The sequence below is a fragment of the Sporosarcina newyorkensis genome, from assembly GCF_900167515.1.
GTDB classification, from domain to species: domain Bacteria; phylum Bacillota; class Bacilli; order Bacillales_A; family Planococcaceae; genus Sporosarcina; species Sporosarcina newyorkensis.
In genome coordinates, this window is sequence record NZ_FUYJ01000002.1 from 452,997 (window position 1) to 474,341 (window position 21,345).

The 21,345-nt window shown below is 45.9% G+C and carries 19 protein-coding genes; 16 read left to right on the top strand and 3 right to left on the bottom strand.

What is annotated here, in order from left to right:
• Nucleotides 1–32: 32 nt before the first annotated feature.
• From B5D59_RS06415 to B5D59_RS06440, 6 genes are all read left to right on the top strand, one after another.
• Nucleotides 33–1,349, top strand: a complete 1,317-nt coding sequence (locus B5D59_RS06415; RefSeq protein ID WP_245799470.1) for a murein hydrolase activator EnvC family protein — start codon at nucleotides 33–35, stop codon at nucleotides 1,347–1,349.
• 74 nt (nucleotides 1,350–1,423) lie between these two features.
• Complete coding sequence (locus B5D59_RS06420; RefSeq protein ID WP_078817321.1) at nucleotides 1,424–2,080, top strand: hypothetical protein; 657 nt, start codon at nucleotides 1,424–1,426, stop codon at nucleotides 2,078–2,080.
• A complete protein-coding gene (locus B5D59_RS06425) occupies nucleotides 2,077–2,664 on the top strand; it encodes a peroxiredoxin family protein (RefSeq protein WP_009765747.1) in 588 nt (195 codons plus the stop codon). The genes B5D59_RS06420 and B5D59_RS06425 overlap by 4 nt, the downstream gene beginning before the upstream one ends.
• A gap of 70 nt (nucleotides 2,665–2,734) precedes the next feature.
• On the top strand, nucleotides 2,735–4,168 hold the full coding sequence (locus B5D59_RS06430) for a S41 family peptidase (protein WP_009765746.1): 1,434 nt from the start codon (nucleotides 2,735–2,737) through the stop codon (nucleotides 4,166–4,168).
• Between the two features lie 110 nt (nucleotides 4,169–4,278).
• A complete protein-coding gene (locus B5D59_RS06435; RefSeq protein ID WP_078817322.1) occupies nucleotides 4,279–5,454 on the top strand; it encodes a PDZ domain-containing protein in 1,176 nt (391 codons plus the stop codon).
• A 14-nt stretch (nucleotides 5,455–5,468) separates the two neighbouring features.
• On the top strand, nucleotides 5,469–5,720 hold the full coding sequence (locus tag B5D59_RS06440) for a CsbA family protein (RefSeq protein WP_009765744.1): 252 nt from the start codon (nucleotides 5,469–5,471) through the stop codon (nucleotides 5,718–5,720).
• A gap of 112 nt (nucleotides 5,721–5,832) precedes the next feature.
• On the opposite strand, the gene B5D59_RS06445 is transcribed toward B5D59_RS06440, so the two are convergent.
• Together B5D59_RS06445 and B5D59_RS06450 are read right to left on the bottom strand one after the other, a co-directional pair.
• Nucleotides 5,833–6,135: an AzlD domain-containing protein gene (locus tag B5D59_RS06445; RefSeq protein WP_009765743.1), complete on the bottom strand. Its 303-nt coding sequence runs from the start codon at nucleotides 6,133–6,135 to the stop codon at nucleotides 5,833–5,835.
• Nucleotides 6,135–6,857 carry an AzlC family ABC transporter permease gene (locus tag B5D59_RS06450; RefSeq protein WP_078817323.1) on the bottom strand — a complete coding sequence of 241 codons (723 nt, stop codon included), beginning with the start codon at nucleotides 6,855–6,857 and terminating at the stop codon, nucleotides 6,135–6,137. The genes B5D59_RS06445 and B5D59_RS06450 overlap by 1 nt, the downstream gene beginning before the upstream one ends.
• A 131-nt stretch (nucleotides 6,858–6,988) precedes the next feature.
• On the opposite strand from B5D59_RS06450, the gene B5D59_RS06455 reads away from it, so the two are divergent.
• From B5D59_RS06455 to B5D59_RS06490, 10 genes are all read left to right on the top strand, one after another.
• The gene (locus tag B5D59_RS06455) at nucleotides 6,989–7,624 is read left to right on the top strand and encodes a TVP38/TMEM64 family protein (RefSeq protein WP_009765741.1); all 636 of its coding nucleotides are present in this window, start codon (nucleotides 6,989–6,991) and stop codon (nucleotides 7,622–7,624) included.
• A gap of 361 nt (nucleotides 7,625–7,985) precedes the next feature.
• A complete protein-coding gene (locus tag B5D59_RS06460; protein ID WP_078817324.1) occupies nucleotides 7,986–8,249 on the top strand; it encodes a hypothetical protein in 264 nt (87 codons plus the stop codon).
• Nucleotides 8,250–8,294: 45 nt separating this feature from the next.
• Complete coding sequence (locus tag B5D59_RS18160; RefSeq protein ID WP_176132517.1) at nucleotides 8,295–8,465, top strand: hypothetical protein; 171 nt, start codon at nucleotides 8,295–8,297, stop codon at nucleotides 8,463–8,465.
• A gap of 73 nt (nucleotides 8,466–8,538) precedes the next feature.
• Nucleotides 8,539–12,030 (top strand): helicase-exonuclease AddAB subunit AddB, encoded by a 3,492-nt coding sequence (gene addB / locus B5D59_RS06465; RefSeq protein ID WP_078817325.1) that lies wholly within the window; start codon nucleotides 8,539–8,541, stop codon nucleotides 12,028–12,030.
• Nucleotides 12,014–15,724, top strand: a complete 3,711-nt coding sequence (addA, locus tag B5D59_RS06470; protein WP_078817326.1) for a helicase-exonuclease AddAB subunit AddA — start codon at nucleotides 12,014–12,016, stop codon at nucleotides 15,722–15,724. Before addB ends, addA begins: the two co-directional genes overlap by 17 nt.
• On the top strand, nucleotides 15,721–16,908 hold the full coding sequence (locus B5D59_RS06475; RefSeq protein ID WP_078817327.1) for a DUF418 domain-containing protein: 1,188 nt from the start codon (nucleotides 15,721–15,723) through the stop codon (nucleotides 16,906–16,908). The genes addA and B5D59_RS06475 overlap by 4 nt, the downstream gene beginning before the upstream one ends.
• A gap of 55 nt (nucleotides 16,909–16,963) precedes the next feature.
• Nucleotides 16,964–17,863: a fumarylacetoacetate hydrolase family protein gene (locus B5D59_RS06480; protein ID WP_040758326.1), complete on the top strand. Its 900-nt coding sequence runs from the start codon at nucleotides 16,964–16,966 to the stop codon at nucleotides 17,861–17,863.
• A gap of 100 nt (nucleotides 17,864–17,963) precedes the next feature.
• Entirely contained in the window at nucleotides 17,964–18,338 is a 375-nt protein-coding gene (locus B5D59_RS06485) for a YisL family protein (RefSeq protein ID WP_078817328.1), read from the top strand.
• Between the two features lie 33 nt (nucleotides 18,339–18,371).
• Nucleotides 18,372–18,500, top strand: a complete 129-nt coding sequence (locus B5D59_RS18530) for a hypothetical protein (RefSeq protein WP_281250648.1) — start codon at nucleotides 18,372–18,374, stop codon at nucleotides 18,498–18,500.
• Nucleotides 18,501–18,694: 194 nt separating this feature from the next.
• Nucleotides 18,695–20,146: an alpha-amylase family glycosyl hydrolase gene (locus B5D59_RS06490; RefSeq protein WP_078817329.1), complete on the top strand. Its 1,452-nt coding sequence runs from the start codon at nucleotides 18,695–18,697 to the stop codon at nucleotides 20,144–20,146.
• A 321-nt stretch (nucleotides 20,147–20,467) separates the two neighbouring features.
• Here B5D59_RS06490 and B5D59_RS06495 read toward each other — a convergent pair whose 3' ends face one another.
• Nucleotides 20,468–21,325 carry a DegV family protein gene (locus B5D59_RS06495; protein WP_009765732.1) on the bottom strand — a complete coding sequence of 286 codons (858 nt, stop codon included), beginning with the start codon at nucleotides 21,323–21,325 and terminating at the stop codon, nucleotides 20,468–20,470.
• Between the last annotated feature and the right edge of the window lie 20 nt (nucleotides 21,326–21,345).

The following is a 21,345-nucleotide window of genomic DNA, read 5'->3' on the forward strand; positions in this document are numbered from 1 at the left end:
TAGATTTGAAATTTCGAAGGGGGAACTGGGATTTGATAAAGCGACACCGAATCATTTCGAGTGTCTTGGCGGTATGTCTTATGACGACGATGGTCGGCAGTGGGGGCGTTTCGGCAAGTACTTTGAAAGATCTTCAGAATGAACGAAAAGCGGTGGAAAATAAAAAGAACAGTTTAAATTCCACGATCGAGAATAAAGAAAGTCAAATTCAGGCGAAGCAATCGAGAGCAGATCAGCTCACGGGGCAGATCAAGAAGCTCAACGCGAAAATCGATGAAACAAACAGCAATATGAATCATCTCGTTGCCGAAATGGATCAAACAAAGAAAGAGATTAAAGAATTAAAAAAGTCGATCAAAGAACTGGAAATTCGTATTGCGGAACGTGATGAAGTATTACGCGAACGCGTGCGGGTTATGCAAGTGAAGGGCGGACAAGTCAGCTATTTGGACGTGTTGCTCGGTGCGAACAGCTTCTCTGATTTCATTGACCGCTTTTCGGCAGTGACGACTTTAATGGATGCGGATCGTAAAATTATCCGCCAGCAAGAAGAAGATATGGCACAGCTTGAAGAAGAGAAAAAGCTTGTCGAGCAAAAGTTAGCAGAACAAGAAGAACGCAAGATTAAAATTCAAGCAATGAAAGATAAGTTGGATGCTCAAAAGAAAGAAAAGAATACGCTCGTCAATAAATTGCAGGCTGAGCAAGAGAAACTTTCAAAAGAGAAAGCCAATCTCGAAGAAGAGTATAACGATGCAATCGAAATCAGTGACGAGCTCGAAGGCCAAATCGTAGCGGAACAGAATCGTCTCGCGGAAGTTGCTCGCAAAGCAGAAGCGAAACGTCGTGCGGAAGCAGCGGCGAAGCGTCAGCAGCAAACACAATCAAGCGGCGGTTCATCTGCACCGACTGGTAACCTACCTGCCGTTTCAAGCGGATTTTGGACAAAGCCTACAAATGGTAGATACAGCTCAGGATTTGGCTGGAGAACACACCCGATCACTCATGCGAAAAAACAGCACCGTGGTATCGATTTAAGTGCGCCTATGGGAACTCCGGTTGTAGCAGCTGGAGATGGCGTCGTATCTTACGCGGGTCAGATGAGTGGATTCGGTAATGTGATCATGATCACACATTCTGTCGACGGTAAAATCTTAACTACTGTCTATGGTCACCTTTCGTCAATTAGTACGAGCTCAGGTGCCCATGTCGGAAAAGGTCAATATATTGGAGCTGTTGGATCAACAGGCTTCTCGACAGGACCACATTTGCACTTTGAAGTCCATGTTGGAAACTTCTCAGGCTCTGGTCCAAGCGCGGTCAACCCTTTGCATTACGTGTCTTTTTGATATAGGATAAAATGAAAACCTGCCTATTCAACGGCAGGTTTTTCATATGGTGACAGATGAAGGAGGAAGTGGCGGTGCCCATAACTCAGTATTATCCTGTCGGAGCAATCACCGTGCCGTCTTCCTGGATTGCATTTAGTGCAGGCTTTGTCATGACCTATCTTTTCATTCGCATATACTTTGGGAAAACAGCTGGTGACCGAATCGGCAATATATTTTTTAATACGGTGATCATATGGAAGTTCTCTGTGATCTTGACAGACTTTTCGACTGTCCGTCACTATCCTTTGTCTATTCTATACTTCCATGGCGGCAAGATTGGTTGGATTCTAGCTTTGATTGTTGTCGGTCTGCTGACAATTCGGCAAGGGATGAAAGAGAAGTGGAAGTACGAGGATCACTGGTCGCTGTTGCTTGCGTTGATTAGTTGGCAGACGGTGTATCAAGTGGTCATGACTTTTTTGAATGATGGCAGTCTCCTAGTTAAAGGCGGGACGATCGCTTTCTTCGTTTTGTTATGGGCCTTGACGTTTTGGAGTTACCGCAAGAAAGCCAATTCGGTTAGTGAATTATCAATTATTTGGATTGCGGTTCATTTCATGGTGTCGGCATCTCAGCCAGGCGCATTTTGGACAATGCCGCTTATCACAACGATCGGAAGCGGGTTGCTGATGTGGATTCTGCAACGCCAGGCAACGCATTCGGTAAGTAGAAAGGAAGAAGCAAAGTGAGTAAAAAAATGATTGGATCCATCCTCAGTTTGTTAGTGATCGGCACATTGGTTTTTTTGATGGTGAAGAATACAGTGGAGAAGCCTGAGCCGATTGAATCGCCTGTAACCTCCTTGAGTCAAGCGAATGAACTAGAGGTGGCTGAAGAAGGGCTCGAACAGTATTCACCTGCTCCTGACTTCACATTGGAGACACTTGCCGGTGAAACGGTGACTTTGTCAGAGCTGAAAGGTAAGAAAGTGATCTTGAATTTCTGGGCGACCTGGTGTCCTCCATGCAAAGCAGAAATGCCGCATATGGAAAGTTTTTATTCGAAACTAACGGATGAAGATCAAGTCGAATTGATAGCGGTCAATGTGACGGAGTCAGAGAAATTGGGAATCAGTGAAGTAGAAAATTTCGTAAAGTCATATAAATTGAGCTTCCCGATCCCGCTTGATAAAACTGCGGAAGTAACGCGAATGTATGGTGTATTCTCCATGCCGACAACGTTTATGATCGATACGAAAGGGCGAATTGCACAAAAGGTCATTGGCCCGTTAGATGAAAAAACGTTGAATGAATTGGTCGATTTTATGGATTGAAAAAAGAGTCTGTTTTCGTGTCGTAACTTCTTGTCTTCCTTCATATAGTGGAGGGAGGAGGAGGTTATGCATGCGTAGGAGCAGGCTTTTTTTATTGGGAAGCATCTTGCTGATCGGCGGTGTGCTGTTCGGATTGAATGGTTGCGGAAAATCAGGATCGGAATCAGCAAAGCCGATCAGTAAGTTGCCTGTGCTGGATGAAGTGTATGAAACCATTCAAGAAAAAGCAGTTTATCCAGTCGAAAAGGACAGGCTCGTCGAAGGAGCACTGCGTGGGATGACGGACACGATAGGTGATCCGTATTCGACGTATTTGACGGAACAAGAAGCAGCTTCACACCGTGAATCGCTGGCAGGCTCCCGAGTAGGAATTGGGGCTGAAGTGACGCGGACGAACGGCAAGTATATCATCGTCTCTCCTATAAAAGGGGGGCCAGCGGAGAAAGCAGGTTTACAGCCGTATGATGAAATCGTAAAGGTAGGCAATGAGCGATTAAGCAATGAAACGCTGCAAGAAGTTGTAAATTTGATTCGGGGTAAAGAGGGAACGGAAGTGAAGATGACGATTTTCCGGCCGGACGCAGATAAACATATGGAATATACCATTGTTCGAGATCAAATTCCGGTGCAGTCCGTTTCACATCAACTGCTGGAAGAACGAGGTGCTAAGTTAGGGTACATAGCACTGACGATGTTCGGTGAAGAGACGGCGAAAGAATGGCAAAAAGCAACTTCAGAAGTCATCAAGCAGGGTGCGAAGGCGATTATCATCGATGTGCGGGGCAATCCAGGCGGTTATTTGATGGCAGTCTCCGAAATAGCGGGGAGTTTATTGAACGAAGATAAGGTGTTTGTCGTGATGCAGGATGCGAAAGGGAATTTGACTCCACTCGTGACAGAGAAATCTGCGGATCTCGATTACAATGAACGATTGAAACAAATCCCGGTTGTACTCGTACAAGACGTGGGAAGCGCATCCGCAAGTGAAGTGTTAAGCGCAGCTGTAAAAGACCTGAAACGCGGAGCCATCATCGGCACAACAAGCTTCGGGAAAGGTACTGTACAGGAGACGATGGAGTTAACAAACGGTGGCGAGTTAAAACTATCGACGAATAAATGGCTGACACCGAAAGAAAAGTGGATTCACGGAAAAGGTGTCAAAGCAGATATAGAAGTGAAGCAGAGTATACTGTTCACGGAGCATTTACAAATGGTCACGGAAACGTTTAAAGAGGGTCACTACAATGACCAAATCGCTTATGCGCAACGGATGCTGAAAGCTTTTGATTATGAGACCGGCCGAGTAGACGGTTTTTTTGATAAAGATACTGCTGAAGCAGTACAGGCATTCCGTGCAGACCATCAAATCGCCGACAATGATGCGATGGATCGAGAGTTTTTCACCACGTTGAAGGCTGCAGTAGAGGAGTACCGCGGAGATGCAAAAAACGATAAGCAATTGAGGATGGCAATTGATTATTTAGTAAATGAATTAGCAGAATAAATAGAGCGCATCTCATAGGAGGTGCGTTTTTTTCGTTCAGCATTCGCTATTTCCCTTCATTTTTTGTACAATGGGGAAAAGAGTTGTTTGGACGAGCGGGAAGGTGATAGATGATGTCTAGCGAACTATTGAATACTATTATGGAAGCAATATTATATTTTCTTTTTAATCCAGTCTGGCTGGTTACTTTGCTTGCGGCCGTGCTGCTCGGCTATGTTCGGGTTAAGAGAGAAAGAAAAGACTTTAAGACCCGCGTGCTGGCTGGCTTGACGGAGATGAAGCATGCGCTTTCTTCTGCCTGGATTCATGGCTTGCTGCTTTCTGTTCTAATTGCAGGCGTAGGATTAATTGTCGATTTTAATTGGATCATAATTTTTTCGCTCGTGATGTTGCTAGTAATCTTATCATTTTCCTATAAACTAGCTTCACCGATCTATTATGCAGCGATAGCGTTTTTCGGTTTATATGCAGTCGGGCGATGGGCGGGAGATTTTTCAATTAACGATTGGTTTGTACAAGAGGATTTGGACTTTTTCGGCACATTGGCTATTACAGTCCCGATTATCGCCGGCCTGTTTTTAATTACGGAAGGTTTGCTGATCCGTCGTTATGCGAGTCGTCATGCTTCACCGGTTTTGATTCCGACAAATCGAGGAATGCGTGCGGCGATCTATAAATCAAAACTGTTGTGGATAGTTCCGGTTGTTCTCTTAGTGCCCGGTCATATGGTCGCGGAATATGCTCCTTACTGGCCACAATTCACGCTCGGGGCAGAAAAGTTTTCATTCGTACCAATTCCGCTGATCATCGGTTTTTCGCAGATGGCGCGTGCTTCGTTCCCGGATGTGCTGTTTCCCAAAGTGGGTACAGCGGTCGCTTGGCTTGGGATTGCGGTTGCAGCCATAGGCGTCGGAGCGATATGGATGCCGATTCTTGGTTGGGCCGCGTTGATCGCGGGGGTGTTGTGTCGTATCTTCCTGTCTGTTTTGATCTCTGTTTCCGAGCGCAAAAAGCCATTAATATTAGTGCCGCAGTCTGAAGGGGTTTTCGTCGTTACTGTACTGGAGGATTCCCCAGCAGAAAAAATGGGAATTATTCCAGGTGATCTGATTAAGTCGGTGAACGGTATTACGATTCATAATGAAGGTGAATTGTATGACGCGATACAAGTGAATGCTGCTCATTGCCGTTTGCAGGTGATTGGCCGTGACGGTGAAGTGCGGCTGAAGCAGCAAGTGTTGTATCGCCACGATCATTTCCGTCTAGGTATGCTAGTCGTGCGGTAAAAGGAGAGAGTACGATGCATGATTTTGAAACGAAGCTTCTGCTTGCTACATTGTTGCCAGGAATTTTAGTGGTGTTTTTTACGAGGGTGACATTCCATCATGTGGTAGGGCTCATCCTTACATTGGCCTTGATTGCTGCATCTGTCTATGCAGGGTACACGCATAATTGGCTGCTTTATGTAGCAGATGCAGTCTCGTTAACGGTGGGGTTTTGGTTTGCTTCACGTATGGTGCGCAATGCCCGGAGAAGCCAAATGGAGGAATGAAAAAAGCGGTTTTCAAAGCATATAACTCTTTGAAGACCGCCTTTTTGTTCCTAAAATTGCATTCTCTGTTTTAGTCAGGAGTGTTTCGGGGATAATTAAGATAAGAGAGCGATTAAAACAAACTATAAACAGCTAATACTGCAATCGTTCCTATAACGACGAACATGACATCGAGTCCGATGAAAGACAGAGCAAAAGCCGTGACGGCACCGATGACTCCGAACAGGATATTGTCTTGGATATGAAGAACCGCAGGGAAAATTAGCGCACCAAGCACAGCGTACGGAATATTGCGAAGTACCCCGCTGACGATCGGCGGCAACTCTTTTCCATCCAAAAACGTCAAAGGAATCATTCGAGGCACGTACGTAGCGATCGCCATCCCGAGCAGCATCCACCAATATGCAGCGCCCATCAGTTATCCGCCTCCTTTTGTACAGTCCAATGTTCGACTGTCTGGTTATTTTTTACATAAATGATTTCTACAAAAATAGCGGATCCGAGTGTTGCGACCAGAATAGACCATCCGGTGGACAGCAGATTTCCGTAATACAACACGCAATGAATAGCAGCTCCGATTGCGGCAAGCAAGACAACTTTGCGATTGCCTTTCATCGAAGGGACGAGCAATCCGATAAACATTGCATAGAGCGCCACAGACATCGCATTTTGTAAAAATTGCGGAAGGTTGGCGCCAATAACATGTCCTACTGCAGTGAAGAAAACCCAGCTGCCGTAGGCGATTGAGGCAACGCCAAATGCGAAAGCTGTCGTGATCTTGCCTTTTTGTGTAGACAGGACGGAGAATGACTCGTCCGTAATACCGAATGCATAAATCGCCTTCATCCACTTCGGTGCCGGTTCCACTTTTTCGCTTAATGAAGCGGTCATCAGGAAATGGCGTATGTTGACGATAAATGTATTCATGACGACGAGCCAAGGTGCTACGCCTGTTGCGATCAGGCTAAGTGCCATATATTGCGAAGCCCCTGCGTAGACAATCAAACTCATAGCAGTCGCTTCGATCATAGACAGTCCAGTTGTTTTAGCAAGCAGTCCGAACGTTAAGGCAACCGGAAAGTAGCCGATGGCGATGCTCGATCCTGCTTTCAGGCCTTGAGAAAAAGTTGTATTCATATGAAGCAGCCCATCTTTCTATCAGAATCTTTCTGCTATTATACTATAAATGGACAGATGCTAGGGACTTTTGCAATTATATGGAGGAGTAAACATATTTAATTGAACTTTAAACGGTGAGGGTGTTTGCGATGAAGGAATGGCTATCAATTGATAAAGTGGAGGAATTGGCAAGGCAATATGAGTCGATTGGGTTTTATATGGGCTTAATCCCGCCTTTTTTGGAGGCGTTTTTACCATTTCTGCCGTTGGTCGTGTTCGTCATCGCAAATGCTCTGGCGTTTGGTTTTTGGCAAGGTTTCCTGCTTTCATGGGCAGGTACGGTGGCAGGGTCGTATGCGGTGTTCTTGCTCATTCGGAAGTACGGGGATAATCGCTTTTTCACGTTTTTGACAAAGCCGGTGCGTGTGCAGAAGTTGATTCGATGGGTGGAACGCAATGGATTCGGTCCGTTGTTCATTTTGCTTTGCTTTCCATTCACTCCTTCTTCGGTTGTTAATTTAGTGGCGGGTTTGTCAAATATGAATAAGAAGAATTTTTTGTTTGCGTTGATGCTTGGTAAGTTGGTCATGATTTTGATGATTACGTATATCGGGCATGATATACGTGCGTTGTTTACGAATCCGATTCGCACGTTGATTATGTTTTTCCTAATTTTCCTGTTGTGGTTGGTTGGTAAGTGGTTTGAGCGCAGGCTGGCGAAGAAGGTGGAGGAAGATTTTAAGAGTTTCTCCACTTTGGGGCAGTCGGATAAGAAAAACGTTTAAAATATTTCCTGTCTATCTTTTCTTTCGGTACAATGAAGGAAAGGAGTCGACAGGATTTTTTTGTTGTTTCGTCGCTCGACTGATAGTGGGTTCTGGCAAGGGGCGGTGTGTGTATTGTCACCGCTTCGCCGCTGGGGGATTGCCTCCCGCCAAGAGCCAACTAGCAAAGGGCGCTAGTTGTCTCATGGCTCCGGCCGACCCCGCAGTTGCGGCTTCGCTGGAGTGGTTAAAATAACGAGAGTGGCGTTTAAAATGAGAAGGTCTCAGCATCCAGCTCATTAATAGAATCCAATGTGCAAATAGATATACCAAGTGCTTTCACTTACCAAACGTAGGCGCCTTACAAGCGGTAGGCGGAGCAATGAGACAAACAGGCGCTCTTCCTGATTGGCTCATTGTGGGAGCCATCCGCAAGCGCCGAAGTGAGTCCAATAGGCTTACTCTTTTTGCTGTTACGGTTGCCCGACTTATAATGGGTTCTGGTAAGGAGCGGAGGACCGTACTTTGTCACCGCTACGCCACTGGGGGATTGCCTTCAGCCATGAGCCAACTAGCAAAGAGCGCTAGTTGGCTCACGGCAACGGCTGACCCCGCAGTTGCGACTTCGCTTGTGTTGCTAATTTAGTGAGTATAGTATTTAAAAATAGAACTAATTGGCATCTACTAAGTAGTGAAAGACAGCTTAGGCTATGTGTTTCTCAACATATCAAACGAAGGCGCCTTACAAGCGGTAGGCGGAGTGATGAGACAGACAGGCGATCTTCCTGACTGGCTCATTACGGGAGCCATCCGCAAGCGCCGAAGTGAGTCCAATGCCGACGCTTCTTCCGCCATACACTAGCTCGCTGGATTTTAGCCAGCTTTTCTGTAATTACATTCACCATACCTTACAAGGATAGAAAGGAGAGAGAAAGATGTCGTTGCGTTTTGTGACTGGTCGATCCGGGACAGGAAAGACCACTTTTATCGAAAGGGAAATTGCGGAAGAGTTAAAGGAGCGGCCGATGGGGCCACCGATCATTGTTATCGTACCCGATCAGCTATCCTACTCGATGGAATATAGCCTATCTACAAAATTTGGATTATCGGGGATGATCCGCGCCCAAGTATTGACGTTCAAACGTCTGGCCTGGCGCGTGCTGCAAGAAGTTGGCGGCATCACTAGGGAAGAAGTCGACAGCTTCGGCTATCGCATGCTCGTGCGCAGCGTGCTGGAGGAAAATAAAGATTCATTCCGCTTATTTAAACAAGCCGCTTCAAAACATGGCTTTGCTGAGCAAATCAGCGACGTCATGAAAGAATTCAGCAAATACTGCATCGATCAGCAGGCATTTGCTGAACTGACAACTCTGCTCGAAGACAAACAAGCTCCGCGGATACTGCAGGACAAAGCACATGATCTTCAACTTTTGCTTCAGAAAATCGAAGAGCGTCTGGGTACTACGTTTATGGACAGCGAAGGACAGCTTACAGCTTTAGCTGAGCAAATCCCTTTTGCAGAGTGGCTGAAAGATGCATCGGTCTATATCGATGGCTTTGGAGACTTTACCACACAGGAATACAATATCATCAATCAATTAATGAAATTTACCAAGCGGGTCACCGTCGTATTGCCGATGGAGGACAGGCTGCACAGCGGGGAACATGAACTGTTCTATACCGCGGAGCAACAATATTCGATGCTGCAGCAGCTCGCTCATAGCGATTCTGTAGACATGGAAAAACGGATTCATTTAACTGAAATGAAACGTTTTACGAATGAGGAACTCCAGCATTTAGAGGCGCAGTTCGATCGCTATCCTCCAGTGCCGAACGAAGCGGAAGGTCATATCCAATTGATCGAAGCGACGAACCGACGAGCAGAAGTTCACGCAGTGGCGCGTTCGATTCGTAAAATGATGCGTGAAGGCAAACGTTACCGCGGCATGGCTGTCGTCTATAGACAGCCAGATGTTTATGACGAATTGATTCAGACGATCTTTTCTCAATACGATATCCCAGTTTTCATCAGTCAGAAAAAACCGATGCTCCATCATCCGCTCATTGAGTTTGCGCGTTCACTGCTCGAGGCGGTGCGGACGGATTGGTCGTATGAAGCAGTGTTCCGTGCTGTGAAAACCGATTTGTTCTTCCCGGTGAATGAAAATAAGCGGGTATGGAGGGAACGGGCGGATCGGTTGGAGAACTTCGTGCTGGCTAAAGGAATTCATGGCAGTTCACGTTGGCTTGATGAAGAACGCTGGAAGGTCAACCGCTACCGCGGTCTTGAAATGATTCGTCCGGTTCAAACCGATGAAGAGTTGGCAATGCAGGCGGAGTATGCGGAAACGCGTGATTTGATTCGAGACCCGATTTTGCAATTAGAAAAGCAGTTAAAAAAAGCAAAAACAGGACGCGACGTGGCGGAAGCATTGTTTTTCGCGATGGAGTCGCTGAATGTCTATGACAAGATGGTAGAGTTGCAGAAGGAAGAGCGGAGTGAGCACAGACTGCGTGCGGCGGCAGAGCATGAGCAAGCATGGAATAGCTGGATCAATGTGCTGGATCAGTTTGTCTTGATGTTTGGGGATAAGGAATTGCCGTTTGAGGCAGCCATTAAAATTTTGGATGAAGGTTTTGATACGCTGGAGTTCAAACTCATTCCGCCATCGCTCGATCAAGTGACCGTTACGACGGTGGAGTTGTTTAATTCGATGGATGTTGAGGCGCTTTTCGTCCTCGGTGCGAATGAAGGTGTTTTGCCGTTGCGGAGTGACCGGGAAGGGCTGCTGTCCGATGGCGACCGCGAATTGTTCAGTGAACTCGGTATCACGCTTGCGCCAACTTCGAAAATGCTACTCATGCGTGAGTCGTATATGGTTTATCGTGCATTCACCGGAGCAAGTGAGCGATTGACTGTCAGTTATCCGATTGCGGATGAAGAAGGAAAAGCGTTGATTCCGTCTCTTTATATTCCGAGATTGCGGCAGATTTCATCGGGCATTCCGGTTGAATTAGCGGTGATTGAGCCGACGGAATTGCCTAATACGGAAAACAAGATGCACTATATCGAGCATCCGAAAGTCGCGTTGTCCTATGTGGTGCGTGTCATGCGACAGGCCAATTCGCAGGAGGCCATTGCACCGGAGTGGCAGGCGGTGCTCGCTTATTATAAAGAGGATCCGCTGTGGTCGTCGATCATTCAGTCGATCGTACAGCCGGCGCTGAAACGGCAGAAAACCGAAATGCTCGATCCGCATCTGACGGCTGGTTTATACGGTTCGTCTTTTACGACGAGTGTTTCCCGTATCGAATCTTATTATAGTTGTCCGTTCCAGCATTTCACGACGTACGGACTTGGTTTGCAGGAGCGTTTTGAGTTCCATTTGGAAGCACCCGATATCGGGGATCTTTTCCATGCCGCCCTGAAGTGGGTATCGGATGAAGTGATGAAGCGGGGATTATCGTGGGCATCTCTGACGAAAGAACAGTGCTGGCAGCTTGGACGAGAGGCGATTGAAGCGTTGACGCCAATGTTCTTCCATCGGATCTTGCTGTCCAGTCAGCGGTATGCGTACATTCAGCGGAAGCTGATGCAAATTATTCAGCGGACGATCCGTGCCTTACAGTCACAAGCCCGCAATTCAAGATTCACACCGATTGCCATGGAAGCAGGATTCGGTCCGAATGAAGAAATTCCGCCGCTTGAAATTCATTTGAAACAAGGTCAGCAAATGAAAATCAGAGGACGGATTGATCGCATCGATACGATGAAGAAGGATGATCAGACGTTCTTGCGTGTCGTCGATTATAAATCTTCCGCTCGTGCGCTTGATTTGACCGAAGTGTATTACGGACTGTCGCTTCAGATGCTGACGTATTTAGATGTGGCGCTCGAACACGCAGAGGATTGGCTCGGTGTCCATGCGGATCCGGCGGGCGTGCTCTATATGTATGTGCACAATCCGATGCTACGCTTGACGAAAGAGCTCGCCGAGGATGCAGTGGAAAAAGAGTTGATGAAATCGTACAAAATGCAAGGGTATATCGTGGAAGATGCCGAAGTGGCGCTTGCAATGGATGACAATATTGAGAGTGAATCGCTCATTATCCCGGCACGGCTGAAAAAAGACGGCTCCTTTTATTCCACGTCGAAAGTGGTACCTACGGAAGACTTAAATATGATGCGTTCATTCGTCCGCAAACGGCATCAACAGGCGGGAGATGGCATGCTTGCAGGGGATACGCGAGTGTACCCGTACCGCCTGAAAGAGCATATGCCATGTCAATTTTGCTCGTATCAATCGATTTGCCAGTTTGATCGGACCGATCCGACACAGCCGGCACGAAACTATACGGCGTTTAAGCCTGAAGAATCATTAGATAAAATGCGGAAGGAGATAGGCTGCGATGAAAATTCCCGTTAAACCGCCACATGAGACGTTCACGGATGAACAGTGGAAAGCCATTTATGCATCCGGCAAAGACCTTCTCGTGTCAGCCGCGGCAGGTTCAGGAAAAACAAAAGTCCTCATTACGAGGATGATTGAAAAAGTGTTGAATACAGAACAGCCGATTGACGTCGACCAGCTGCTTGTCGTGACGTTCACGAATGCAGCTGCTGCAGAAATGCGTCATCGTATGGCCAGTGCGCTGGAAGAAGCTATTTTGAACGATCCAACTTCGGTGCATTTGCGCAGACAGTTGAATTTGCTGAATAAAGCTCAAATATCTTCGTTGCACTCCTTCTGCCTGCAAGTCGTCCGGCAATATTCCTACGTGCTCGACATCGATCCCGGATTCCGTATTGCAGATCCAACAGAAGCTGCGGTATTGCGTGATGATACGATTGCATTGGTGCTTGAGGATGCCTATGGCCAGCCAGACCCGGAAGCGATCTATCGACTGAGTGATAGTTTTACCGCGGACCGTAACGACCAGGCGATCGAGACATTGATTGACCGGTTATATGATTATTCACGCGTTCATCCGAATCCTGCTGAATGGCTCCAGATGATTCCGCAACAATATGAAATCGGCGATGACGCAACGATTGATGAATTATCATTTATCGAGCCGCTGAAATTGGCTATCCGACATACGTTGGAAGAAGCGAAGACAGTGGCGCAGGATTTGCAGCGACTTGCTGAGATGAATGACGGTCCGCTGCCGCTTCTTGACACGGCGAAAGCAGATGAGGCATGGATTGATGATGCACTGGAATACGTCATCAACGGTAATTGGGAAGATGTCTATGCCTATTTCCAGACACTTAAATGGATGAAAGCAGGGATGATCAAGAAAGATTCCTGCGATGAAGAACTGGCGAAGCGTGGTAAGGCGATGCGCGAGTCGGTCAAAAAAATTGTTAACGCATTGAAAGAGACCTATTTTACGCGGACACCGGAGAGATTGCTGGAAGAAATCCGTCTGATGGCTCCATTGATGCAAACACTCGTCGAGTTGGTCGAAGATTTTGCGGTTCGTTATCAGGCGCTGAAAGAAGAACGAGGGCTTGTGGATTTCTCTGACTTGGAACATTATGCGCTGCAAATCTTATCGGATGAGAAAGACGGAAAACTTGTACCTTCTGATATTGCGATGGATTATCAAAATCGCTTTGCTGAAGTATTGGTTGATGAGTATCAAGACGTGAATTTTTTGCAGGAAGCAATTCTTCAATTGATCAAGCAAGGCGGAGAAGCGGACGGCAATTTGTTTATGGTGGGCGATGTCAAACAGTCAATCTATCGATTCCGGCTTGCAGAACCTGGTCTGTTCTTGGGCAAATACGAACGCTTTACGGCAGAACCGCTCGATCAAGGACTGAAAATTGATCTGAATGCGAATTTCCGGAGCCGTACGGAAGTGCTTGATGCGACGAACTTCATTTTCAAACAGATTATGGGTGTGCGTGTCGGGGAAATCGAATACGATGACGCAGCGGCATTGAAATATGGTGCGCAATATCCAGAGAAAGAAGTGGCGGCCGGGCTAACGATTCTTTATGAGAATGAAGAGGACGCGGATTTATCGGAAGAGCAGGAAGCACAGCAAGAGTTGAAGAAGTCACAGGCTGAAGCGCGTTTCATTGCACAGAAAATCAAGCAGTGGCAGGCTGATAAGGAGCAAGTGGCGGATGCATTCAGCGGCAAGAAACGGCCGCTTGAGTATCGCGATATTGTCATTTTGATGCGCTCGATGACGTGGTCCAGTGAGATAGCGGATGAATTGAAAGCAGCCGGCATTCCGGTCTATGTGGAATTGTCTTCCGGTTATTTCGATGCGATTGAAGTGATGATTATGCTCAACACATTGCGGGTCATCGATAATCCGTATCAAGACATTCCGCTCGTATCGGTTTTGCGTGCACCGTTCGTCGGTATGACCGAAAATGAACTGGCACAAATCCGCCTGGCGAAACCGAATGCTCCGTTTTACGAAGCGGTTCAAACGTTCATTCAGACAGGCGGGGCTGGCGTGGAGCCGGTAACACAGGAGAAGCTTCAGCGTTTCTTCCTGCGACTCGAGGACTGGCGTAATATGGCGCGCCATGGATCGCTGTCGGACTTGATTTGGAAAGTATATCAGGATACGTTTTATTATGAAATGGTCGGAATTCTGCCGAATGGTAAACAGCGTCAGGCCAATCTGCGTGCGCTGCATGATCGAGCGATGGCATATGAGAAGACGTCTTTCCGAGGATTGTTCCGATTCCTGCGTTTCATCGATCGCATGCAAAAACGAGGAGACGATCTCGGGGAAGCGCGTTTCATGAGTGAGAAAGAAAATGTCGTGCGAATCATGACAATTCATTCGTCGAAAGGCCTGGAATTCCCTTATGTATTTTTAGCTGGGATGGGACGTCCGTTCAATAAAATGGACTTTCATCAGCCGTATTTATTCGACCAGCATTTTGGATTGGCCGTCAAAGCGATTGATCCCGAAAAACGCATCACATTCACTTCACTTCCGTTCCTCGCTGTGAAAGAGAAGAAGGAGCTGGAGATGCGTGCAGAAGAAATGCGTGTGCTCTACGTGGCGATGACGCGGGCGAAAGAGCATCTGGAACTGATTGCCTCAGTGAAGGATATCGAAAAGGCAATCAGTCAATGGCAGGAAGCGCAGCTGCTCGATCCATCTGCTCCGCTGCCTGAGTATAAGCGTTCGCGGGCGGGCGGTTATCTAGATTGGATTGGTCCCGCGATTGCACGCCATATCGATTTCGGCAAGTTCGGCAAGGCGGTTGGCGGCGAATTGATGGACGATTCGTCTTCCTGGGACGTCAATGCCTATCCGTTTTCAGCATTTCACAGTTCAGATGCCGTGGAAGTCGATGACTGGATCCCGTTGGACAGTGAAACTTCGTTTACTGCCGATTCACAATTAGTGGAAAAGATCCAAAATCGTTTTGAGGCGCGCTATCTGTATGAGCACGCGGTAGAAATGCCTTCCAAGCAGTCTGTCAGTGAATTGAAACGGATTGCCCTACTGGAGTTAGAACGGGGAGATGCCGATCCGTTTGAAGAGAGATCACCTGAGATATCGAATAAACCGTCCTTCCTGCATGATCGACCGTCCTTTTTGCAGCAGCGTTCCTTGACGAAAGCGGAAGTCGGAACGGCCATGCATACCGTCATGCAGCATATTGATCTGAAGCGCCCTTTAAATGTAACGCAAGCTAGCGAGTTTGTAGAGGAACTAGAGAAACGTGAGTTGCTGACGAAAGAAGAGGTGGCTGCTGTTGATGCCGATGCAATTGTGCGGTTTTATGGAACATCTTTAGGTAAACGCCTGCAACAAGCCGATCAAGTATTGCGTGAAATGCCATTCACCTATGCGCTGCCTGCTGAACAAGGAGAGTTCCAACTCTTGCAAGGGATCGCGGATTGCTTGTTCCATGAAGATGGGGAATGGGTACTCGTCGATTATAAAACGGACCAAGTAAGCGGTTTTCATTCGGAAAAAGCTTTGTCGAATGAAATGCAGAAACGCTATGGTACGCAGTTGAATTTATATAAAAATGTACTGCAATCCATTTTGGCTATTGAAATAAAAGAAATGCTCCTCTACTTATTTGATGGAGCGAAAACAATTAGACTACAGGAGGAATTGGTTTGAAGTTGACTCCTACTTCCCTAACGGAGCGAGTTGAAGGACTCGATTTTCTAAGGGGAATTGCTTTATTAGGAATTATCATCGCAAATATGCTGCACTTTCATTCGCCTTATGCGTATATGGATCCCTATACATGGTTTTCAACGCCGGGTGAACAGTCGGCATTTCATTTTATTGATGTGTTTGTCGAAGCGAGTTTCTATCCGCTGTTTGCGATGCTGTTCGGTTACGGATTAAATATGCAGTATGAGAAATCGTTGAAGAACCATACACCGTTTGCACCGTTCATGGCACGCCGCATGAGTTGGCTGCTCTTATTCGGAATTCTGCATGCGTTGCTGATCTGGTTTGGAGATATTTTATTTACGTATGCCATCATGGGCTTTGTAATGATCGCTCTTGTTAGGATACCGAAGAAATGGCTGTTTTCATTGGCACTTGTCTTATATATCGTGCCTTCGGTGTTGGTGTATATCTTGCTCGTCTTCAGCCGGAAAATTAATCCGAATTCTTTGCTCGACGGCTTTGTGGATATCCATCAGATCGAGCTTGCCATCTCGGCTTATGCACACGGTTCATTTGGAGAAATCTTCATGTTTCGGCTGGGTGAATGGTTCACGTTCGGAGTAGTCGGTGTGTTCACGTCATTTTTCGCTGTTTTGCCGCTCATGATGCTCGGTGCTGCGTTTTCGAAGTGGAAAGTCGTCGAGAAGATGTATGCAATGAAAGGGAAATTGGTCGTCACCATGATCGTCGGTATTACATTGGGTGTTTTATTGAAGAATGTACCGTACATCGACGGACCGAAATTTGAAAATATCATAATTGTACAGTCAACATTTGGCGGGCCGATTCTAGCGATAGGATACGCTGCTCTGTTGATGTTGTTATGGCAAATTCCATTCCTGAAAATCGTGACGAAACCGTTCGCAACGCTCGGGAGAATGGCATTCACGACGTATATCATGCAATCGATCATTGCGACGCTGATTTTCTATTCATACGGAGCTGGTCTCTATGGTAAAGTAGATATAGTGACAGGTACGTGGCTGGCGATCGGAATATTTGTGATCCAATTGATCGCAGCACAAATTTGGCTGTCGAAATTCCGCATCGGACCTCTTGAATATGTATGGAGAAAGTTGTCTTATGGGAAGAATTTTAGTAATAAAGAGGAAAAAGTATAGATTTTGTCGTAACATAGTAGTATGTGAATACACATGGAAAGGGTTGGGCATACACATGAAATTATTGTCATTCCGTTACGAAGGGCAAACTTTATTCGGACCGAAAGTGAAACGTGAGGAAGCAGTTTGGGATGTGCTCGCTATGGCGCAAGCACAGCAGCAAGCAGATTTTCCGAAGACGATGATCGAGGCCGTGTCCCTTGGCATGGATTTTGTGGAAATGGTTCGTAAATTAGTAGAGGAAACTGAAGCGGGTGAAAATGCGGCGCAATTTAAATATGCATTTACTGATGTTGAATGGCTATCACCGATTCCTCGTACGCCTAAGAATGTAATGTGCGTAGGCAAGAACTATGCAGAGCATGCGCAGGAAATGGGAGCAGAAGCACCGCCTGAAAAGGTCATGATATTTACAAAGGCTCCGACAGCAATTGCCGGAGATGAGCAGACGCTGCCAATTCATAGTGATGTGACAGATTCCCTAGATTACGAGGGAGAGCTTGCCGTCGTCATCAGTAAAACAGGAAAAAACATTCCAAAACAATTAGCGTATGACTATGTATTCGGCTACACGATCGGTAACGATATTACTGCACGAAATGTCCAAGCTGACCATAAACAATTTTTCCTTGGTAAGAGTCTAGACGGCACATGTCCAATGGGGCCTTATGTTGTAACGAAAGACGAGATTCCAAACCCACAGAATTTATCAGTCGTCACAAAAGTGAACGATGAAGTACGTCAAAATGGCAATACGTCATCCATGATGTTTAAAATTGATGAATTAATTGCAGAAATCTCCAAATATGTAACGCTTGAACCGGGTGATGTCATTTTAACAGGCACTCCAGCTGGCGTAGGGAAGGGCATGACACCGCCTACTTTCTTAAAGCAAGGCGATACGGTGAAAGTTTCAATTGAAGGAATCGGGACATTGGTGAATCGTTTCGAATAAAATTTATTTACAGTTTCGATAATATGAGCAATAGAATAGTAGTCGATTGGAAAACATGGTAAAGTATCATTCGACTACATAATAAAATGAGGTGTCAGGATTGGGATTCTTAACAGATACGACCCACTTTCATATATTTACTTGGGTAGTGGGTATCATTCTCTTTCTAGCTTCAGCTAGTATGGCTGCAGGAACGAAAGGGAAAAAGATTACACATATGATTTTGCGTTTGTTTTATATTTTAATTATTGTGTCTGGTGCTGCATTGTTTTTCAAATACCAGACGAATGATTCGATGCTATACGGCATTAAATTCTTATTAGGTCTTTTGACGATCGGATTCATGGAGATGACATTGGTCCGAGGAAGCAAGGGGAAGAACACAGGTCTTATGTGGATTTTATTCGTTGTGTTCTTGCTGGCTACTCTATTCATCGGATTCAAACTGCCGCTCGGTTTCGACTTTTTTGCATAATACCGAACGATTAGAACAAAAGGAGATGGGCAAATGTCAACACAGACTGGATGGATCTTCTTAGCAGTAGTCCTCTTGTTGATGGCGCTGTTTGCAGTCTCCGTTTTCGTTAGTTCGCGTAAACAGCAAGATCCGGATTTTTTTTCGGAAGATGACAATTAAATGACCGGAAAGAGCTAACAGAGGAGGAATTCATAACATTCCACCCTCTGTTTTTTGTTTGCTTGCACCTAGCTGCAATTCACAAGATTGCCGTATTTACAATGAGCATTCACCCTTTTATGAAGAAAGAATGGCGTCACCTTCAGCCGTTTGATAAACTAATAAAAGAGTTTGCGTAAGGAGGATTTACTACAGTGAAACGAATCACCGGACTACTGGCAGCATGCATGCTTGCCCTATCCATAGCACAACCGATCACATACGCTGATACGAAGCAATCCTTCAGTGATGAAAGTATCTATGATCTGCTCGTTGACCGTTTCAATAACGGCTTGGGATCGAATGATATAGAAGTCAATGCAAGGGACCCTCATGCTTTCAATGGCGGGGACTTTGCTGGGATCAGCAACAGATTGCAACATTTGCTCGATATGCATTTTACAATGATTTCCGTTGGCCCTGTTTTCAGCACAGCAACGTATGATGGGAATCAAGTACTCGATTATTCAGAGATCGAACCGCATTTCGGAACGAAAAAGGAATTTACTGAACTGATCAAAGAATTGCATGACAATAAATTGAAAGTCATGGCGGATTTTCCACTTGGAAACGTTAGTTCCGACCATGTCTGGGCAAGTCAGCTCCCGACAATCCCTGCTGAAGAAGGAACGATTGATTGGGATTTAAGTAAACCGAAAGCGCAAGATCAAATCATTAGTGCAGTTGTGCAATTTGTCGAGGATTATAAAATTGACGGAATCCGTCTGACGCATCTTGAGCAGGCAGACACAGAGTTTCTTGATAAGATGATCAATGCGCTGAAAGAGATGCGCGAAGGATTATACGTCATTACCAACGAGCCTAGCGAAGCCGCATTCGACAGTGTACCGGCTGAAGAGCGCAGTCAGGCAATTCAAAAGTCGTTTGTACAGGTGAATCCTGATTCTTCTGCATTGGATATTTTCACCAATGAGGATGCGGACAAACTTCTGCAATTTGATGATTTGACAGGACCGCGTTTCACTTATGAAATGGTGGAATTGCGCCAATTCCCGCCCACTCGTTGGAAGGTAGCAACAACTGCGCAATTCATGTTGCCGGGCGTTCCGTTAGTTCCGTATGCGACAGAAATTGCAGTGAACGGAAAAGAAGCACCAGAATCACATCCATTCTTTAACTTTAAGACAGATATGGAATTACATGAGTGGATTGGTGACCTTAACACGCTGCGTAATGATTCCGAAACATTGCGATCCGGTGATTTCAAGATTTTGCACAATAAAGATGGATTTATCGTGTTCGAACGTTCTTCTGAAAAGGAAAAATGGATCATCGCGATCAATAACACATCTGAAGTACAAAGCTTAGAGATTGATCCTTCAGAAATTGGGGAAAAGAAAAAGCTGCGTGGTGTATTAGGTCAAGATTTAGTCAAGGAAACGAAAGACAATAAATTTCACATCGTTCTGGACCGTGAATTAGCTGAAGTTTATATCGTAGAGGATGATAAAGGATTCAATACACCTTATCTGATTGCTTCGATATTAGTGTATGTCTTCTTCCTGGCATTCTTGTTTTCGGTGATTCGCAAGGGAAGACAGCGCAGGAGAGATGAAGCGTCGAAAGAAGAACAAGCGAAGGAATAACATAAGAACCGGAGTTGTCCAGGAAGTCATTTTTAACTGACTTTTCGGATGGCTCCTTTTTTATGTATGAAAATTATTCTAAATAATTGCCAGGGGAAGGAAAGGTGTGGTGAGCCGGCTGTTTGGATCGCTTGATGGCTGGTTTGGTGCGGTACTACTAGACTAATGTTTGGAGCCGAAGAGTTTTGGTTCGGTTTGTCGGCACTTTGGTTCGGTTTCCCGGTATTTTAGTGCGTACCCCTGATTCTACTCCCTACTAACGAGAAAAAAGGCAATCACTGAAGGACGTTTTTGACTTCAGGATTGCCTATTTGCTATTGGTTAGGTAGAACTTACTTTATTAAGGAAGAAAAGTGCGATAGTTCCAGGTCCTGCATGGGAACCGATGACCGAGCCGATTTGGTGGATTTCGATTGCTTTTGGCTGGATTACTTCTTCGATCATCGCTTTGAATTCATTTGCGGTGGCCAGATCGTCTCCGTGGCTGATCGCAATGGTTTGTTCTTCTAAGTTACTGCCGCGTTCTTCCATTATTTCGATCATGCGCCGGAAGACTTTTTTACGGCCGCGGTGTTTTTCAATTGGTACCAGTTTTCCGCCTTCTACGTGCAGTAAAGGTTTGATATTGAGAAGGCCGCCGAAAAATGCGCTCGCTTTGGACACTCGACCACCCTTTGCTAAATAATCTAAGTCTTCTACTGTGAATAAGTGTTCCATATGAGAAGCCATAGCACGGATTTTTCGTTCAATTTCTCGAACATCCAGCCCTTCCTTGCGCAATCTAACAGCTTCCTTGACGAGCAGGCCGTAACCGAGCGAAGCGCAACGTGAGTCGATGAGTACTAAATTCATAGAAGGGTTGCCTTCTTTTACTTGGTCGCTGGCCATGACGGCTGTTTGGTAGGTGCCGGAAAGCTGGGAAGAGAAGGCGATGTAGATGCCGTCTTCTCCAGAGGCAGCCAAGTCTTTCCATGTTTTTATCATTGTGTCCAGCGAAACTTGAGATGTTTTTGGTTGCTGTCCTTTACGGATTGCATCGAATATTTCTTTCGAGTTAATTTCTACGATATCCTCGTATTCATTTCCATTCAGCAAGACGCTTAGCGGGAATAATTCAACTTCGTTTTCTTCAAAAAAGGATATAGGCAGATCACATGCACTGTCAGCAAAGATTTTCATTGGAATTCCCCCTGAACTTA